Raw genomic sequence first — 16,475 nt, forward strand, 5'->3', positions numbered from 1 at the left:
GTATACAGAGTACGGTGTTCGCCACGCCTCGACACTGGGACAAACGCTAAGCCGCAGTGCCGCGCGATGCCGGGTGCTGATTCAAAATGGGCAACGCAATGAACTTTCAATCACACGCTGTCAGGGTGCTTGGCGCCCTTGCGCTGCTTGGGTGCTGCGGCCCGTCGAGCATCGCAGCGCAACCCGCCGACGCCGGCGCAGGCCGAGCTCCGAGTTGGGGGGCAATCGCCTCCGTCCAGGGCTGGCACGGCTATTCCTTCAACTATTCGTCTCGCGACGCGGCGGAGCTGGCGGCCCGCGCCCGGTGCGATCGGGCAGCGGGCCGTCCGGGCGCCTGCGTGGTCCTCACCTACTTCGATCGTTCCTGCGGCGCGCTCGCAAAGGGCAACTATGGGGAGTGGGGCACCGCCATCGCGCCCACGGCGGCCGCCGCGGCGAAGGCTGCGGCCGTTCAGTGTGAAAACCACCTGCCGACCGAGCCCTGCAAGGTCGTCGTCAGCGTGTGCTCGCCAGGCTGAGCGGGGTCTGTTCGGCCACTCGCTCAATGCGCCTGCTTCGGCAGGTTCAGGCTCTGGAGCAGCGGCACCCAGCGATTGAACTCGGTGTCGACGAACTTCGCCAGTTCCTCCGGGGTGCCGCCGCGCGGCTCCATGCCGACGGCCCTGGCCCGTTCGACGAACTCCGGGTCGGCGATCACCTGGTTGACCGCACGGTTGAGGCGCTGGATCGCTTCCTTCGGGGTGGCGGATGGCACCGACAGCGAATACCAGAGGACGGACTCGAGGTCGTAGCCCTGTTCCTTGAAGGTCTGTGCCTCCGGCACCTGGGGCATCCTCTTGCTGTCCATCACGCCCAGGACCCGGAGCTTGCCGCTGCGGACATGCGGCAGCGAACCCGTGATGGAGGTCCCGTGGATGTCGATCTCGCCGCCCAGCAGCGCCTGGATTGCGGGGGCGTCGCCGTTGAAGGGGATGTGCGTCGTGCTGAAGCCGTTGCTCTTCTCGAAGCTGAGGGGAGCCAGGTTGGTCAGGATGGCCGCACCCGGCGAGCCCCGGTTGATCTTGCCGGGGTGGGCCTTGGCATAGGCGACCATCTCCCGGATGTTCTTGTAGGGGAGGTCGGCCCGCCCGACGATGATCGCCGGCTGATAGGCGATCTGGGAGACCGGCGCGAAGTCCTTCTTGGGGTCGTAGGGCAGCTTGTCGTAGAGGATCGTGTTGTTGGCCAGCGTCCCGAGCGACGACACCAGCACCGTATTGCCGTCCGGCCGCGACCGTGCCACGTAGTCGGCGGCGACGATGCCGCTGGCGCCCGGCCTGTTCTCGACGATGACCTGGGTTCCGCGCTTGTTGAGCTCGACCGCGAGGATGCGCACGTACTGATCGGTGCCGCCACCGGCGGCAAAGGGAACGACGATCCTGACGGGCTGCTGCGCCTGGGCGGTGCCCAGCGCCGCGAGAAGTCCGACCAACACGCCGGAGATGAACTTCCGATAACTCATTTTGTCTCCTGATTGACTCTCATATGGGCCGGCGGGCCCCGTCCCGGCCGGCGCCGCGGCGGCAATGTGCAGCCGGGTCCGACTCGCCGGGCCAGTCTATGGCGGGGCACGGCGCGTGGACGTGCAAGGAATGAAAAGCTGCTTTGTATGCCGTGCACGCGCACTGGCGCGCGAGCCGTCACTCTTCGGGTTGGGACTTGATCACGCCCGCCGCCTGCAGAGCCGCGATGTCCTCGGGCCCGAATCCCGCCTCGCGCAGCAGTTCCTGCGTATGCGCCCCGTGGGCCGGCGCAGCGTGGGTGGTGGGGCGCGGCGTGTCGCACAGTTCGTACGGCAAGCCGAAGCTGGGATAGCCCGGCCGGTCGCCGTTCGGTGCCGCGTCGATCACCATGCGACTCGAGCGGAAGTCGTCGCCTGCCGCCGCCTCGCTGTAGCTGCGGACCACGCCCACCACGATGTTGTTGCGCGTGAGCAGGTCCACGCACTCCTGCGTGCTGCAGCGCGAGAGCCGGCCGCCCACCGCCTCCTTCATCGCGGGGCGGTGGGCGACCCTCAACTCATTGGTGAGGAAGCGCGGATCGGTCGCCAGCTCGGGGCAGCCGAGGGTCTCGCACAGCCGCACCCAGTGCGATTGGACGTAGGCCGACACCACCACCATCCCGTCGCGGGTGTGGAAGATGTCCGCCGCCGGCGCATTCATCGGCTGGCCGTCGCCGCTGCGGGTGGGTTCCACGCCGCGCACCATGTAGTCACTCCAGTTCGGCAACTGCAGGTTGAGCGCCACCTCCAGCAGCGACACGCGGATGGTCTCGCCGAGGCCGGTGCGTTCGCGGCGGAACAGCGCCGCAAGGGTGGCCTGTGCCGCCACCTGCACGGTCGCGGCATCGATGATGGTGGCGCCTACCTTCTGCGGCAGCCCCTGGGGCTCGCCGGTGACCGACATCATCCCGCTTTCCGCCTGTGCCGCGATGTCGTAGCCGGGCCGGTCCCGCGACGGCGCGTCCGCGGGGAAGCCGGCGATGGACACGTGGACCAGGCCGGGGTGCTGCGCGCGCAGGGCCCCGGCGCCCAGCCCGAGCGCTTCGGCGGCGCCCGGCCGCAGGTTCTGCACCAGCACGTCGGCGCCTGCGATGAGGCGGCCTGCGATCTCCTTGCCTCGCGGCTGGCGCAGGTCGAGGGCGATCGATTTCTTGCTGCGGTTGTAGGCCCGCAGCATGGCCAGGCCGAAGTGGCCGGTGTGGCGCGCCATGTCGCCTTCCATCGATTCGATCTTCACCACCTCGGCGCCGAGGTCGCCGAGCGTCATGGCGGTGCCGGGCCCTGCGATGTAGTTGCCGAGTTCGATGACGCGGATGCCCTGCAGGGGCGCAGGAGCGGTGGATCTGTCGTTCATGCGCGGGACTCTAGGATTGCGCGACGACGCGCGGAAGGCAGCAATCGCAAAGCTGCTTTGCACCATGCGCCGAAAGATAGCCCGGCCCGGCCCGTGCCGAGCCGGCGCTCAGCCGGCGTCGCCTTCGCGCAGCGCCTCGGCGATGAAGTCGACGAAGGCCCGCACCTTCAAGGGCAGTGTGCGGCTCTGGCGGAACACCGCGTAGATGCCGTTGGAGAAGCCGCGCACCGCGAAGCGGTGCCCGGGCAGGAGCCGCACCAGCGAGCCGTCCTGGATGCAGCTGCGGATGGTGGGCTCGGACAACAGCGCGATACCCATGCCGCCGATCGCCGCGAGCCGCAGCAGCTCGCCGTTGTTCGAACTGAGCACGCCTTGGATCGCCAACGCCTGCTGCTCACCGTGGTCGTCGATGTACTTCCAGGTCGTGGCCTCCTGCTCTCGCCGATAGGTGAGGCAGCGCACCTGCGCCAGGTCGGTCGGGTGCCGGATGCGTGGGTGCGCCTTGACGAAGGAGGGGCTGGCCACCAGCACCTCGTCGCTGCTGAGCAGCCGCTTGATCACGAAGCTCGAATCATTCGACTCGCCGGTGCGGATGTCGATGTCGAAGTCCTGCTCCACCAGGTTGACCGGGTGCTCGGACAGCTCGATCTCCACCTGGATGTCGCGGTACTGCTGGGCGAAGCGCGGTAGCAGCGGCGCGATCACGCGCAGCCCGATCTGGGTGCGCGAGTGGATGCGCAACCGCCCCTCGGGCCGCAGCTTGGCGTTGCGCGCGGCCTCCTCGGCCTCCGCCATCGCCTCCAGCACCACCTCGGCCCGCTGGAGGAAGGCCTGCCCGGCCTCGGTGACCTTGAGCTTGCGGCTGGTGCGGTCGACCAGTTGCGCGCCCAGCTCTTGCTCCAGCGCGCTGATGCGGCGCGAGATGGTCGCGGGAGACAGGCTGAGGCTGCGCGCCGCAGCCGAGAGGCTCCCCTTGCGCGCGGTGATCACGAAGATCCGCAGGGTGTCGAGCGCCTTCATGTCGAAAGATGAAAAGGGGTGCGGAGGCTGGCGAAACGCAGAGGCGGCCCGTTCCTATGATTTGCGCGCGCAGCTTTTCCAGCAAGGAGGCCGGCGATGGATTTCGGAATCTTCATTCTGATGCAGCTGCGAAACAAGCATAAGGCCTCGCACCAGATCCTGCGCGGCGCGGTCTTGCGCGCCGCTACCCGGGCGCGATGCCGCCTGCGCTCAGGTGCAGAACACGATCGGCCCGCGCCGCGGCCGCCTCCGAATGCGTGACCAGCACCAGCGAGGCGCCGTGCTCGCGCGTCTGCGCAAACAGCACCTCCATGACCTTCGCCGCCGTGCCCGGGTCGAGATTGCCGGTGGGCTCGTCGGCCAGCAGCAGCGCCGGCCGGTGCACCAGCGCACGCGCGATCGCCACCCGCTGCAGCTGGCCGCCGCTCAGCTGGCCGGGCAGGCGCCCGCCGAGGCCCGCGAGGCCTACTGCCTCGAGCATGTGGGCCACGCGGGCAGGGTCGGTCCGCTTCAGCAGCATCAGCGGCAGGGCGACGTTCTGCGCCACGTCCAGGTGCGGCAGTACGTGGAAGGCCTGGAACACGAAGCCCACGTGCCGGCGGCGCCAGAGCGCGCGCGCTTCGCTGTCGAGCGCGCCGATGTCGACGGCGTCGTGCACGATGGTCCCGGCATCCCAGCTGTCCAGCCCGGCCATGCAGTTGAGCAGCGTGGACTTGCCCACGCCCGATTCGCCCACGATGGCGACGAACTCGCCGGGCGCGACCTCGAGCGAGACCTGTTCGAAGACGATGCTGTCGCCGTAGCGCTTGGCCAGGCCCTGGACCTTCAACGTCATGGCGTGCCTTCGCCTGCGGCTGCGGCCGCAGTGCGGTGGGCCTTCGGGCAGGCCGTGCGCCTCATGCGATCTCGCCCACGGCGGCCACGATGCGCGCGATCGCATCGGGGGCTTCGGCCGGCACCACGCGGCGCGCGGGCATGCTGCGCAGCCAGGTGATCTGCCGCTTGGCGAGCTGGCGCGTGGCCGCGATGCCGCGCTCGCGCAGCTCGGCCAGCGGCCACCTGCCATCCAGCGCCTCCCAGGCCTGGCGGTAACCGACGCAGCGCATCGAGGGCAGGTCGGGAACGAGGTCGCCGCGCGCGCGCAGCGCCTGCACTTCGTCGACGAAGCCGGCGGCAAGCATTGCGTCGAAGCGCTCGGCGATGCGCTGGTGCAGCCAGGCGCGTTCCGTCGGCTCGAGCGAGAAGAGCGCGACCGGCGGCAGGCCGCCTGCGCGTTCGGACGCATGGAAGCTGGAGATGGCGCGCCCGCTGGTCAGCCATACCTCCAGCGCGCGCTGGATGCGCTGGCTGTCGTTGCGCGCGAGCCGCGCGGCGGTGGCCGCATCGACCTGGGCCAGCTGCGCATGCATGGCGGGCCAGCCCAGCGCCGCGGCATCGGCCTCGAGCTGCCGGCGCAGCTCCGGATCGGCAGCCGGCATTGCATCGATGCCCTCCGCCAGCGCCTTGAAGTACAGCATGGTGCCGCCCACCAGCAGCGGCAGCCGGCCTCGCGCGCGGATCTCGGCGACCAGCCGCGTGGCATCCGACACGAAGGCCGCCGCGCTGTAGGGCTCGCGCGGATCGCGGATGTCGATCAGGTGATGCGCAACCTCGGCGCGCTCGGTGGCGGTGGGCTTGGCCGTGCCGATGTCCATGCCGCGGTAGACCAGGGCCGAATCGACGCTGACGATCTCCACCGGCCGCGCGCGGGCGATCGCCAGCGCCGCCGCGGTCTTGCCGGAGGCCGTGGGTCCGGCCAGGGCCACGTAGCCGGCCTCAGTGGCCATGGGGCTCGCCGTGGCGGCGCACCAGGGTCCAGGCGACCAGCGCGATGCACACGCTCCAGAACCACATGCCCAGCGCCAGCGGCAGCACGGTGCCGTCCATGCGCGCGCCGAGCCAGCCGCCGATGCCGAAGGCCGCCAGCATCATCAGGAAGCCGTTGATCGCCGAGGCCGCACCGGCGGCCTGTGGGAAGGGCCCGACGGCGCCGGTCTGGCCGCAGGGCTGGTGCACGCCGTGCGCCAGCATGGTCAGCGTGGCCAGTGCGACGATGGCCCACACCGTGTGCACCCCGGCCAGCGCGAGCAGGCCCATGGCGGTGCCGCCGAGCAGCGTCAGCCATGCAGCGCGCGCCACGCTGCCGCGCACGCCGAAGCGCGGCAGCCAGCGCCGGCAGACGAAGGTGCCTGCGATGTAGGCCACCGAGTTCCAGAGCATCACCAGGCCGTACTGGGTCTTGCTGAGGCCGAGCACCTGGATGAAGACGAAGGAGGAGGCGGCGAGGAAGGTGAAGAGCAGGCCGTACGCAGCCGTCGTGAGCGCTGAGAAGGCCCGGAAGGTGGGATGGCGCAGCACCATCGCCCAGGTGGCCGCGAGCACCGGGAGGCGCAGCGCTTCGGGGTTGCGCCGGGCCAGCGACTCGTCGAAGCGCAGCCACACCAGCGCCAGCGCGAGGGCGCCGAACAGGGTCGGCACCGCCAGCGCCGTGCGCCAGCCGAACAGGTCGGACACCAGGCCGCCCACCGGTGCGCACGCGCAGGCGATCAGGCCGAGGCCGGTGAGCGCGCGCGACATCATGCGTGCGCCGTCGGCCGGCTGGTACAGGTCGCGCACGATCGCGCGCCCGGCCATCACCGCGGCGCCCATGGCCGCGCCCTGCAGCGTGCGCCAGACGATCAGAAGCTCGATAGAGGCCGCGACGGCGCCGCCGATGCTCGCGATCACGTACGCGGCAAGGCCCCACAGCAGCACCGGCCGGCGGCCGAAGCGATCGGACAGCGGGCCGAGCACCAGTTGAGAGCAGCCGAAGGCCAGCAACAGCGCGCTCAGCGTGAGCTGGGCCTGGCCCATGGGTGCGCCGAAGCCCGCGGTCAGTGCGGGCAGGGCCGGCAGGTAGAGGTCGGTGGTGACGGGCTGGATGCCGAGCAGCAGCGCCAGCAGCAGGACCACGAGGCCGGGAGACATGCGCGAGGCGGGCGGCTCGGCTGCGGGGGCGACAGCAGGGGCGGCAGCGGGTGCTGCGATGGGCGACATGCGCCCGAGGGTAACAAATGCGATGCGGCGCGGCGGAGGGCCCGTCAGGGCTCAGATCTTGTGCGGCAGCGCCGGGGCAGCGTCGCGCTGATGGGCGGGCATCGCCGGACGGGCAGCAGGCGTTGCGTGCGGCGTCGCCGCTTCTTCCTGCGCCGCCAGTACGGTCGGCGGCTTCATGCGGAACAGCTGGCCCAGGGCGGCGCGGTATTGGGCCTGTCCGATCGAACCAGTGCTGTGGTGCGAGCCACCCTCGACCAGCACGAATTGCTTGGGTACCGTGGCGGCTTCGTAGAGCTTGCGCCCGAGCGTCGGGTTGATCAGGCTGTCGGCGCTGCCGTGCACCACCAGCAGCGGGGCGCCGATGCGCTTGACCTTGGCAATCGCCTCGAAGCGCTGCGTGATGAGCGGGCCGAAAGGCAGCCAGCCCCACTTGAAGCTGCCGACCACGTCGGCAATGGAGGTGAAGGTGCTCTCGACGATGGTGCCGCTCTCGTCGTTCACCTGCGAGGCCAGGTCGATGCCGATCGCGCCTCCGAGCGAGTGGCCGAAGATGTAGCGGTGCTGCTTCGGGTGGCGCGCCGCCAGCCAGATCCAGGCGGCACGCGCGTCCTCGCGGGCCGAGTCCTCGGAGGGCAGGGCCTTGCTGCTCTTGCCGAAGCCGCGATAGTCGATGGCCAGCACCGAGAAGCCCAGTTCGTGCATGCGCCGCATGCGCGGTGCCGAGCCGGCCACGTTGTACTTCGCGCCGTGCAGGTAGAGCAGCACCGGGGTGTCGGCCGATTCCGGCGCGCCGCCGAGCCAGAGGCCGTGCAGCCGGGCCGGCTGGCCAGTGACCTTGGAATCGAAGTCGATCCAGACATGCTCCATGCCCTCGCTCATGGCCTCGGAGTTGCCCCAGCTGCGGTCGCTGGGCTGGAAGATCCATTCGCGCTGGCGTTCGTCGAGGGTGGAGCAACCTCCGGCCAGCAAGGCGACCAGGGCGGTAGCGGAGGCGAAGAGGGACCAGGACTTCATCGGAAGGCAGAATGACAGAAGTTTGAGAGAAAAGTTCACTCAAGACTGCTGCAACGGCCGTGCCCGGCTTCTCGATGACGCGTGAAAACCCTTGGTGGCGCGGCCAACTTGCAACAAATGTGCGGAAGTTGGCGCGATGCGGAATCTGAAGGACCCCGAAGGCGTGCCTCAGCGGCCGCGCATGAACAGGCCGTCCAGCTCCCGGACCGAGAGCTGGCGCCACGTCGGTCGACCATGGTTGCATTGGTCCGAGCGCTCGGTGGCTTCCATCTGGCGTAACAAGGCGTTCATCTCGTCGATCGTCAGCCGGCGGTTGGCGCGCACCGCGCCGTGGCAGGCCATGGTCGAGAGCAGCTCGTTCCGGGCTCGCTGCACGACGGTGCTGGCGTCGTGCTGGGCCAGTTCGGCCAGCACGCCGCGCGCCAGTTCCACCGGGTCGCCATCGGCCAGGGTGCCGGGCACCGCGCGCACCGCCAGCGTGCGGGGGGAGAAGGGCGTGATCTCCAGTCCCAGCGCGGGCAGCACCGCGGCGCAGGCCTCGGCGGTGGCGACTTCCTGGGGCGTGGCGGCGAAGGTGGCGGGGATCAGCAGCGGCTGGCTGGCGATGGCGGCGCCGCCCAGCTGGGTCTTCAGGCGCTCGTAGACGATGCGCTCGTGGGCGGCATGCATGTCCACGATCACCAGGCCCTGGCTGTTCTCCGCCAGGATGTAGATGCCTTGCAGCTGGGCCAGGGCGCGGCCGAGGGGCCATGCTTCATCGCCGTGGGCGGCGGGCTTGGCGGAGGGCGCCTGCTCGAAAGAGGCGGCGGGTGGCGCCTCCTGCGCTGCCGAGGCGCGAAACGATGACAGGGGCGCGACGACGGGCTCGCGCCGCTCGCCGGGCCACATCGCGGCGGCATCGCCCAGGCCGCGCTCGGCGGCGAAATGCATCGCCGGCTGGGTCCATGCCGGTGCGGCCGGTGCGCTGCGCGGCTTGAAGAAGGGCGCAGCCGGGACCGAGGCCGCATCGCCCGCGCGCGGCGCCGCCAATGCGTTCTCGATCGCATGGCGCACCGCCTGGTGCACCTCGCGCCCGTCGCGGAAGCGCACCTCGATCTTGGTGGGATGCACGTTGACGTCGACCCGCGCCGCATCGATCTCGAGGTACAGCGCATAGACCGGCTGGCGCTGGCCGTGCAGCACGTCCTCGTAGGCGCTGCGCACCGCATGGGCCAGCACCTTGTCGCGCACGAAGCGGCCGTTGACGTAGAAGAACTGCTGGTCGCCGCGCGAGCGCGCCGCATCCGGGATGCCGGCGCGGCCCGTCACGCGCACCGGCCCGGCGGCATGCTCGACCGCCACGCTCTGTGCAACGAACTCCTCGCCCAGCGCATCGGCCAGGCGCGGGTCGCGCGCTTCGGCGGCGCGCCATTGCTCGACCAGCTTGCCTTCGTGCCAGACCGCGAATCCCACCTCGGGGCGAGCCAGCGCATGGCGCCGCACGGCCTCGATGCAGTGGGCCAATTCGGTGGCGTCGGTCTTCAGGAACTTGCGGCGCGCCGGCGTGGCGAAGAAGAGCTCGCGCACCTCGACCGTGGTGCCGGTGGCGCGTGCCACCGGACGCAGTTCGCCGGTGCGGCCGTCGAGCGCAAAGGCGCCGTCGGCACCGGCCGCGCGCGAGAGCAGGCTCAACTCGGCGATGGCATTGATGGCGGCCAGCGCCTCGCCGCGGAAGCCCATGGTGCCCACGGTTTCCAGCTCGCCGAGGCTTGTAATCTTGCTGGTCGCGTGGCGGCGAAGCGCCAGCGGCAGTTCGTCGCGCGGCAGGCCCTGGCCGTCGTCCTCGACCGAGATCAGGCGCACGCCGCCGGCCGCGAGCCGCACCGTGATCTGGCGCGCGCCGGCGTCGAGGGCGTTGTCGAGCAACTCGCGCACCACCGAGGCCGGCCGCTCCACCACCTCGCCAGCCGCGATCTGGCTGATCAGTTCGTCGGGGAGTTCGCGGATGGGGCGGCGCACGGCCGAGGGGAGGGCAGAGGGAAGGGCGCTCACACGGCCATTCTAGAAGGCCTTCCGGAGGGCGCCTGGGCCGCACCCGGATAATGCGCGGCCATGGAAATCATCAGCTTCTTGGTCGACTTCATCCTTCATGTCGACAAACACCTGGAGACCTTCGTCATCGCCTACGGCCCCTGGGTGTATGCGCTGCTGTTTCTCATCGTCTTCGTCGAAACGGGGCTCGTGGTCATGCCCTTCCTGCCGGGGGACTCGCTGCTCTTCATCGTGGGCGCGTTGTGCGGCGCGGGGCTCATGAGCCTCGGGATCGCGGTGCCGGTTCTCATTGCCGCAGCGATTCTGGGTGACCAGTGCAACTACAGCATCGGCCGCTACTTCGGGCCGAAGGTCTTCCAGTGGGAGAGTTCGCGCTTCTTCAACCGCAAGGCCTTCGACCAGGCGCATGCCTTCTACGAGCGCTACGGCGGCATCACGATCGTGCTGGCGCGCTTCATGCCGTTCATCCGCACCTTCGCGCCCTTCGTGGCCGGGGTGGCCGAGATGTCGCGCGGCAAGTTCAGCGCCTACAACATCGGCGGCGCGCTGCTGTGGGTGGTGGGCCTGTGCACGGCGGGCTATCTGTTCGGCAACCTGGCTTTCGTGAAGGAGCACCTGGACAAGATCATCTGGGCACTCATCATCGTCCCCGGCCTGATTGCGATCTTCGGCGCTTGGCGCGCAAGCCGCGCGCCCTCTTCGGTTCGCTGATCGCGCGGGGAGCATCCACAAAAAAGGCGTGCCATCGGCACGCCTTTTCGTTCATGCGTCGAACGCAGGCTCAGACTCAGTACGTCGGCCCGTTGTAGGGGTAGTAGCCGCTGCGCTGGCCACGATAGTAGTTGCGGTCGTAGTTGCGCTCGTCGGCGCGACGACCCACCTGGTTGCCGATCACGCCGCCGATGGCGGCGCCGCCCACCGTGCTGGCCGTGTTGCCGCCGATGGCATTGCCGATCACCGCACCGCCGACCGCGCCGCCGGCCGTGCCCCATTGCTCGTTAGGTCCTGCTGCGCAGCCCGCCAGCGTCATGATTGCCGTGGCCGCACCGGCCGTGATCCAGAGACGTGTCTTCATGTTGTCCACCTTTCGATGAGTGATGAGACATTGTCGAAAACTGGCGTCCGGCGCTTGTAGGAGTCTGCCGCACCCCCTTGCCCGAGAGTGCGCGGATGGGGTGTGCAACAAGAAGCATCGCCGAAGTCGTCCGCGCGAGCGCCGCGTCAGCGCTCAGAGGCGGTCACCGCGATGCCGCGGATCTGCCCGGCGGCGCGCGAAGGCGCGGGCCGCGGGAAGGCCTTGGAGTCGAAGCGGTACAACAGTTCGGCTTCGCGCACCCGCGCGAGCGCGACGTTGGCCTGCTTCACATGGCCGAAGCCGCGCATTTGCATCGGCAGCAGCGCGATCTCGGTCGCGATCTTCAGGCGCTCGGCATTCAGCGAAGCCAGCAGCGACTCGATGCGTTGACGGTAGTCCTCGATCAACGCGCGCTCCATGCGCCGCTCGTCCGTGTAGCCGAAGGGATCGAGCGCCGTGCCGCGCAGCCGGCGGCCCTGGGCCAGCAGCTTCAGCACCGGCATCATCCAGCCGCCCAGGCGCAGCTTGCGCGGCGGCCGGCCGTCGCGTGCGCGGCTCAGTCCCGGCGGGGCCATGTAGAACTCGAGCCGGAGCGCACCCTCGAACTGCTCCTGCAGCGAGCGCGCGAATTCGCCATCGGTGTAGAGACGGGCCACCTCGTACTCGTCCTTGTAGGCCATGAGCTTGAACAGCCCCTGCGCCACCGCGCGCGTCAAGGGCAGTGCGGGGTCGGCCTGCAGTGCAACCTCGCGCTGCCGCACCGCGGCCACCGTGCCGGCATAGCGCTCGGCGTAGGCGGCGTTTTGATAAGCGGTGAGGTGGGACGTGGCGCGTTCGACCAGCGCGTCCAGCGGCTCGGGCTGCGCGGTCTCGGCCGATGTGCCGCGCAGCAGCGAGACGGCGGCTTGCGGGTCGTGCGCGGCGAGCCGGCCCAGCGAGAAGGCGAGCTTGTTGTTGTCCACCGCCACGCCGTTGAGCTCGATCGCGCGCAGCAGGGCCTCGAGGCCCACCGGCACCAGGCCGCGCTGCCAGGCATAGCCGAGCGCGAGGATGTTGGAGACGATCGAGTCGCCGAGGAAGGCCTGGGCCAGGGCTTGCGCGTCGAGCGTCTCGACGCGCTCGGCGCCGGCGGCGAAGCGCAGCTTGTCGAGCAGCTGCGGCGCCTTGAGGCTGGCGTCGGGATTGTGCAGGCTCTCGGCCACCGGCGTTTCGTGCGTGTTGGCCAGGATGCGGGTGCGGCCGTGTCGCACGGTGGCGAGCGCGTCCGCCGAGGCGCCCACCACCAGGTCGCAGGCCAGCAGCGCATCGGCCTGCTGCGTGTCGATGCGCACCTGGTTCAGGCGCCAGTGCACGTCGGCCATGCGCACGAAGCTGAGCACCGAGCCACCCTTCTGCGCGAAGCCCATGAAGTCGAGCACGCTGGCGCTCTTGCCCTCCAGGTGCGCGGCCATCGCGACCAGCGCGCCGACGGTGACGACGCCGGTGCCGCCGACGCCCGTTACCAGCAGGTCGTAGGGGCCGGTCCAGGCATGCGGCGCCGGTCGCGGCAGCGCGTTCACGCGCTGCATGAAGGCGTCGGCGCCGTTGGCCAGCGCACCGGTCTTCTTGCGCATGCCGCCGCCCAGCACGCCCACGAAGCTGGGGCAGAAGCCCTGCGCGCACGAGTAGTCCTTGTTGCAGCTGCTCTGGTCGATCTTGCGCTTGCGGCCCAGCGGCGTCTCCGTCGGCAGCACGGCGACGCAGTTGCTCTGCACCGAGCAGTCGCCGCACCCTTCGCAGACGCGGTCGTTGATGTAGAGGCGCCGCGCGGGATCGACCAGCTCGCCTTTCTTGCGGCGGCGGCGCTTCTCGGCGGCGCAGGTCTGCTCGTAGATCAGCACGGTGACGCCGGGCACCTCGCGCAGGCGCCGTTGCACCGCGTCGAGCTCGGCGCGGTCGTGGAATTCCGTGCCGGCAGGGAAGCGCTTGCGCAGGCCCTTGTACTTGCCGATATCGTCCGACACCACCACCACCTGTTTCACGCCTTCGGCCTCGACCTGGCGGGCGATGCCGTCGACGCTGATGAGGCCGTCCACCGGCTGGCCGCCGGTCATCGCCACCGCGTCGTTGAAGAGGATCTTGTAGGTGAGGGTGGCCCGCGCCGCGACCGCCTGGCGGATCGCGAGGTAGCCCGAGTGGTAGTACGTGCCGTCGCCGAGGTTCTGGAACACGTGCGGCACGCGGGTGAACATCGCGTGCGAAACCCAGTCCACGCCTTCGCCGCCCATCTGGATCAGGCCCTCGGTCTCGCGGTCCATCCAGCTGGCCATGAAGTGGCAGCCGATGCCGGCCTGCGCGTGCGAGCCCTCCGGCACGCGGGTGCTGGTGTTGTGCGGACAGCCGGCGCAGAAGTAAGGCAGGCGCTTGACGCTGTCGCTGGCATTGGACAGCAGCTCGGGCGGCGTGAAGTCGCGCACCAGGTGGCGCCGGTCGAGGTCGGGGAAATGAGTGGCCAGCCAGTCGGCGACGACCTGGATCAGGCGCGAGGGCCGCAACTCGCCGACGGCGCTCACCAGCGGCCGGCCTTGCGCGTCCTGCTTGCCGACGATGACCGGGCGCTCGGGGGCGTTGTAGAACATGGAGCGCAGCTGCTCCTCGACCACAGGGCCCTTCTCCTCGATCACCAGCACCTCCGCGAGGCCCTGCATGAAGCAATGCATGCGGGTCGGCTCGACGGGGTAGGTCAGGCCCAGCTTGTAGATCCGCAGGCCGTGGAGAGCCAGCGCCTCGGTGGTCACGTCCAGCCGGCGCAGCACCTCCATCAGGTCGTAGTGCGCCTTGCCGGCGGTGACGATGCCGACCGACGCGCTGGCGCTCTCGACGATCTGACGGTCGATGCTGTTGACGCGGGCGAAGGCGCGCACCGCGTCGAGCTTGGCGTGCAGGCGCTCTTCGATCTTCAGCGAGGGCAGGTCGGGCCAGCGGTAGTGCAGGCCGTCGGCCGGCGGCGCGTAGCCGGTGATGCGGCGCACGGTGTCGCCGTCTTGCCAGGTCGCGGCACGGGCGTTGACGAGGTCGAGGTCGACCGTGGAGCCGCTTTCCACGATTTCCGACAGCGCTGTGAAGCCCACCCAGTTGCCCGAGAAGCGCGACAGCGCCCAGCCGTACAGCCCGTACTCCAGGTATTCGGCAACGCAGCCCGGCGAGACCACCGGCGCATGCCAGGACTGGAAGGCCTGGTCGCTCTGGTGGGGCATCGAGGAGGACACGCAGCCATGGTCGTCGCCGGCGACCATCAGCACGCCGCCATGGGGCGAGGCGCCATAGGCGTTGCCGTGCTTGAGCGCATCGCCCGCGCGGTCCACGCCCGGCCCCTTGCCGTACCACATCGCGAACACGCCGGCGCAGGTGCGCTCGGGGTCGGCCTCGACGCGCTGGGTACCGAGCACCGCGGTGGCGCCGAGCTCCTCGTTGATGGCGGGCAGGAATCGGATGCCGCTCTCGTCGAGCTTCTTGCCGGTCTTCCACAGCGCCAGGTCCACCATGCCCAGCGGCGAGCCCCGGTAGCCGCTGATGAAGCCGCGCGTGTCCAGGCCGACGGCCGCATCGCGCTGGCGCTGCATCAGCATCAGCCGCACCAGCGCCTGGGTCCCGGTGAGGAAGACGGACCCGCCGCTGGCCCAGAGGCTGTCGCTCAGGCGGTAGTCGGGGCGGGCAAGGGGCGCGGGGGCAGGGGTGTCGGCCATGGCGTTGGATTTACCTCGCGAGACTAACGCTGGATGATGACGAAGGATGCAGGAATTCGCCGAAGCCCGCATGCCGTGCGATGGCCGTGCGGGACGACGGCATGTCGCACGGCAAGTCGAAAGGCTTACAGCTCGCGGCTGCGCGCCAGCGGCGGGTTCTGCGCGAAGTAGCGGTGGATGCCGCGCATCAGGGCATCGGCCAGGTCTTCCTGGTAGGCCACGCTGCGCAGCTTGGCCTCTTCCTCGGGGTTGCTGATGAAGGCGGTCTCCACCAGCACGCTCGGAATGTCGGGTGCCTTGAGCACCGCGAAGCCCGCCTGCTCGACGCGCGGCTTGTGCAGCCGTGCGCCGATGCCGCGGATCTCGCCGAGCATCGCGCCGCCGAGCTTGAGGCTGTCGTTGATCTGCGCCGTGGTGCTCATGTCGAGCATGGCGCGCTGCACCTGGGCCTCGTGCGAGCCGACGTTCACGCCGCCGACCCGGTCGGCCTGGTTCTCCTTGTTGGCGAGCCAGCGCGCGGCGCTGCTGGAGGCGCCGGTGTGGCTCAGCGCGAACACGCTGGCGCCGCGCGCATCGGGATTGGTGAAGGCATCGGCATGGATGCTCACGAACAGGTCGGCCTGCACGCGGCGGGCCTTCTGCACGCGCGTGCCCAGGGGGACGAAGAAGTCGGCGTCGCGCGTGAGGAAGGCGCGCATCGGGTTGCCGTTGACGCTGCTGGCGTTGATGCGGTCGCGCAGCCGGTGCGCGACCTGCAGCACGATGTCCTTCTCGCGCGTGCCGTTGGGACCGATGGCGCCGGGGTCCTCTCCGCCATGCCCGGGATCGAGGGCGACGATGATGATGCGGTCGGTGCGGCTGGCGGTGGCCGTGCTGCCGTTGCCGTTGTGGTTGTCGTTGTTGCCGCGTGCCATGGCCGATGGCGTCACGGGGGGCATCACCGGTGCCGTGCCCACGACCGGCGGCAGCGGCGCGGGCGCGACCAGCGCGGGGCCGGGCGCGCTGCCACCGGAGGGCGTGGCCGGGCGCATCGATTGCTGCGCCATCAGGTCGCCCAGCGGGTCCGCCGCGCGCGGCGCCGGCCGCAGCGGCGCGGGCGTGTCGCCGGGGGCGCCCGCATTGCGCGGCGCGATGCCGGCGACGGTGCTGTCGCGGCCCTGCGCCTTGGGCGCATCGCGCAGGCGCTCGGCGATCAGCGCCTCCATGGGATCGATGGCCTGCTGCGGATAGAGGTCCAGCACCAGCCGGTGCTGGTAGGCCGCCACCGGCGCCAGCGAGAAGACCTGCGGCGCCACCGTCTGCTTCAGGTCGAACACGATGCGCACCACGCTCGGCGCGAACTGGCCTACGCGCAAGCCGTTGATGTAGGGGTCCCCGGGCTTGATCTTGCCGACCAGCTCGCGCAGGGCCGGATTGAGATCGATGCCTTCGATGTCGACCGCCAGTCTCGGCGGATTGCCGACCACCAGCTGCTGCGAGTGCAGGCGGCCGTCGGATTCGATGGTGACGCGCGTGTAGTCGTTCGCCGGCCAGACACGCACCGCCACGATGGTGGCGCCGCGCGCGATCTCGTGCACGCCGAGCAGCAGGGCGAGGCTGCCGCCTTGCAGGAGCAGCGAGCGTCGGTTCATGCCGTTGCGG

The 16,475-nt window shown here is 70.1% G+C and carries 13 protein-coding genes; 2 read left to right on the forward strand and 11 right to left on the reverse strand.

Annotated elements, in window-relative coordinates; translation table 11 throughout:
- Positions 1-98 precede the first annotated feature (98 nt).
- Positions 99-518, forward strand: coding sequence for a DUF4189 domain-containing protein (locus E5P3_RS14050; RefSeq protein WP_162586546.1), 420 nt, complete (start codon positions 99-101; stop codon positions 516-518).
- 23 nt (positions 519-541) lie between these two features.
- Here the strand turns inward: E5P3_RS14050 and E5P3_RS14055 are convergent, their stop codons facing one another.
- The 8 genes from E5P3_RS14055 to mutL all read right to left on the reverse strand — a co-directional run bounded on the left by E5P3_RS14055 (position 542) and on the right by mutL (position 10,034).
- A complete protein-coding gene (locus E5P3_RS14055; protein WP_162586547.1) occupies positions 542-1,501 on the reverse strand; it encodes a Bug family tripartite tricarboxylate transporter substrate binding protein in 960 nt (319 codons plus the stop codon).
- 178 nt (positions 1,502-1,679) lie between these two features.
- Positions 1,680-2,894, reverse strand: a complete 1,215-nt coding sequence (locus E5P3_RS14060) for a CaiB/BaiF CoA transferase family protein (RefSeq protein WP_162586548.1) — start codon at positions 2,892-2,894, stop codon at positions 1,680-1,682.
- 108 nt (positions 2,895-3,002) lie between these two features.
- Positions 3,003-3,914 (reverse strand): LysR family transcriptional regulator, encoded by a 912-nt coding sequence (locus tag E5P3_RS14065; RefSeq protein WP_162586549.1) that lies wholly within the window; start codon positions 3,912-3,914, stop codon positions 3,003-3,005.
- A gap of 184 nt (positions 3,915-4,098) precedes the next feature.
- The gene (locus E5P3_RS14070; RefSeq protein WP_162586550.1) at positions 4,099-4,749 is read right to left on the reverse strand and encodes an ABC transporter ATP-binding protein; all 651 of its coding nucleotides are present in this window, start codon (positions 4,747-4,749) and stop codon (positions 4,099-4,101) included.
- A 61-nt stretch (positions 4,750-4,810) separates the two neighbouring features.
- Positions 4,811-5,740 carry a tRNA (adenosine(37)-N6)-dimethylallyltransferase MiaA gene (miaA, locus tag E5P3_RS14075; protein ID WP_162586551.1) on the reverse strand — a complete coding sequence of 310 codons (930 nt, stop codon included), beginning with the start codon at positions 5,738-5,740 and terminating at the stop codon, positions 4,811-4,813.
- On the reverse strand, positions 5,730-6,989 hold the full coding sequence (locus E5P3_RS14080; RefSeq protein ID WP_174263068.1) for a multidrug effflux MFS transporter: 1,260 nt from the start codon (positions 6,987-6,989) through the stop codon (positions 5,730-5,732). Before E5P3_RS14080 ends, miaA begins: the two co-directional genes overlap by 11 nt.
- Positions 6,990-7,040: 51 nt before the next feature.
- Positions 7,041-8,003 (reverse strand): alpha/beta hydrolase, encoded by a 963-nt coding sequence (locus tag E5P3_RS14085; protein WP_162586552.1) that lies wholly within the window; start codon positions 8,001-8,003, stop codon positions 7,041-7,043.
- Between the two features lie 168 nt (positions 8,004-8,171).
- Positions 8,172-10,034 (reverse strand): DNA mismatch repair endonuclease MutL, encoded by a 1,863-nt coding sequence (mutL, locus tag E5P3_RS14090; protein WP_162586553.1) that lies wholly within the window; start codon positions 10,032-10,034, stop codon positions 8,172-8,174.
- Between the two features lie 60 nt (positions 10,035-10,094).
- On the opposite strand from mutL, the gene E5P3_RS14095 reads away from it, so the two are divergent.
- Positions 10,095-10,745, forward strand: a complete 651-nt coding sequence (locus tag E5P3_RS14095; RefSeq protein ID WP_162586554.1) for a DedA family protein — start codon at positions 10,095-10,097, stop codon at positions 10,743-10,745.
- Positions 10,746-10,821: 76 nt separating this feature from the next.
- On the opposite strand, the gene E5P3_RS14100 is transcribed toward E5P3_RS14095, so the two are convergent.
- The 3 genes from E5P3_RS14100 to E5P3_RS14110 all read right to left on the reverse strand — a co-directional run bounded on the left by E5P3_RS14100 (position 10,822) and on the right by E5P3_RS14110 (position 16,465).
- On the reverse strand, positions 10,822-11,109 hold the full coding sequence (locus tag E5P3_RS14100; RefSeq protein ID WP_162586555.1) for a glycine zipper domain-containing protein: 288 nt from the start codon (positions 11,107-11,109) through the stop codon (positions 10,822-10,824).
- A 146-nt stretch (positions 11,110-11,255) separates the two neighbouring features.
- Positions 11,256-14,834 carry an indolepyruvate ferredoxin oxidoreductase family protein gene (locus E5P3_RS14105; protein WP_162586556.1) on the reverse strand — a complete coding sequence of 1,193 codons (3,579 nt, stop codon included), beginning with the start codon at positions 14,832-14,834 and terminating at the stop codon, positions 11,256-11,258.
- A gap of 125 nt (positions 14,835-14,959) precedes the next feature.
- Positions 14,960-16,465 carry an N-acetylmuramoyl-L-alanine amidase gene (locus E5P3_RS14110; protein WP_443083284.1) on the reverse strand — a complete coding sequence of 502 codons (1,506 nt, stop codon included), beginning with the start codon at positions 16,463-16,465 and terminating at the stop codon, positions 14,960-14,962.
- Positions 16,466-16,475: the final 10 nt, after the last annotated feature.

Origin of the sequence: Variovorax sp. RA8, from assembly GCF_901827175.1 — a bacterium.
Lineage (GTDB): Bacteria > Pseudomonadota > Gammaproteobacteria > Burkholderiales > Burkholderiaceae_C > Variovorax.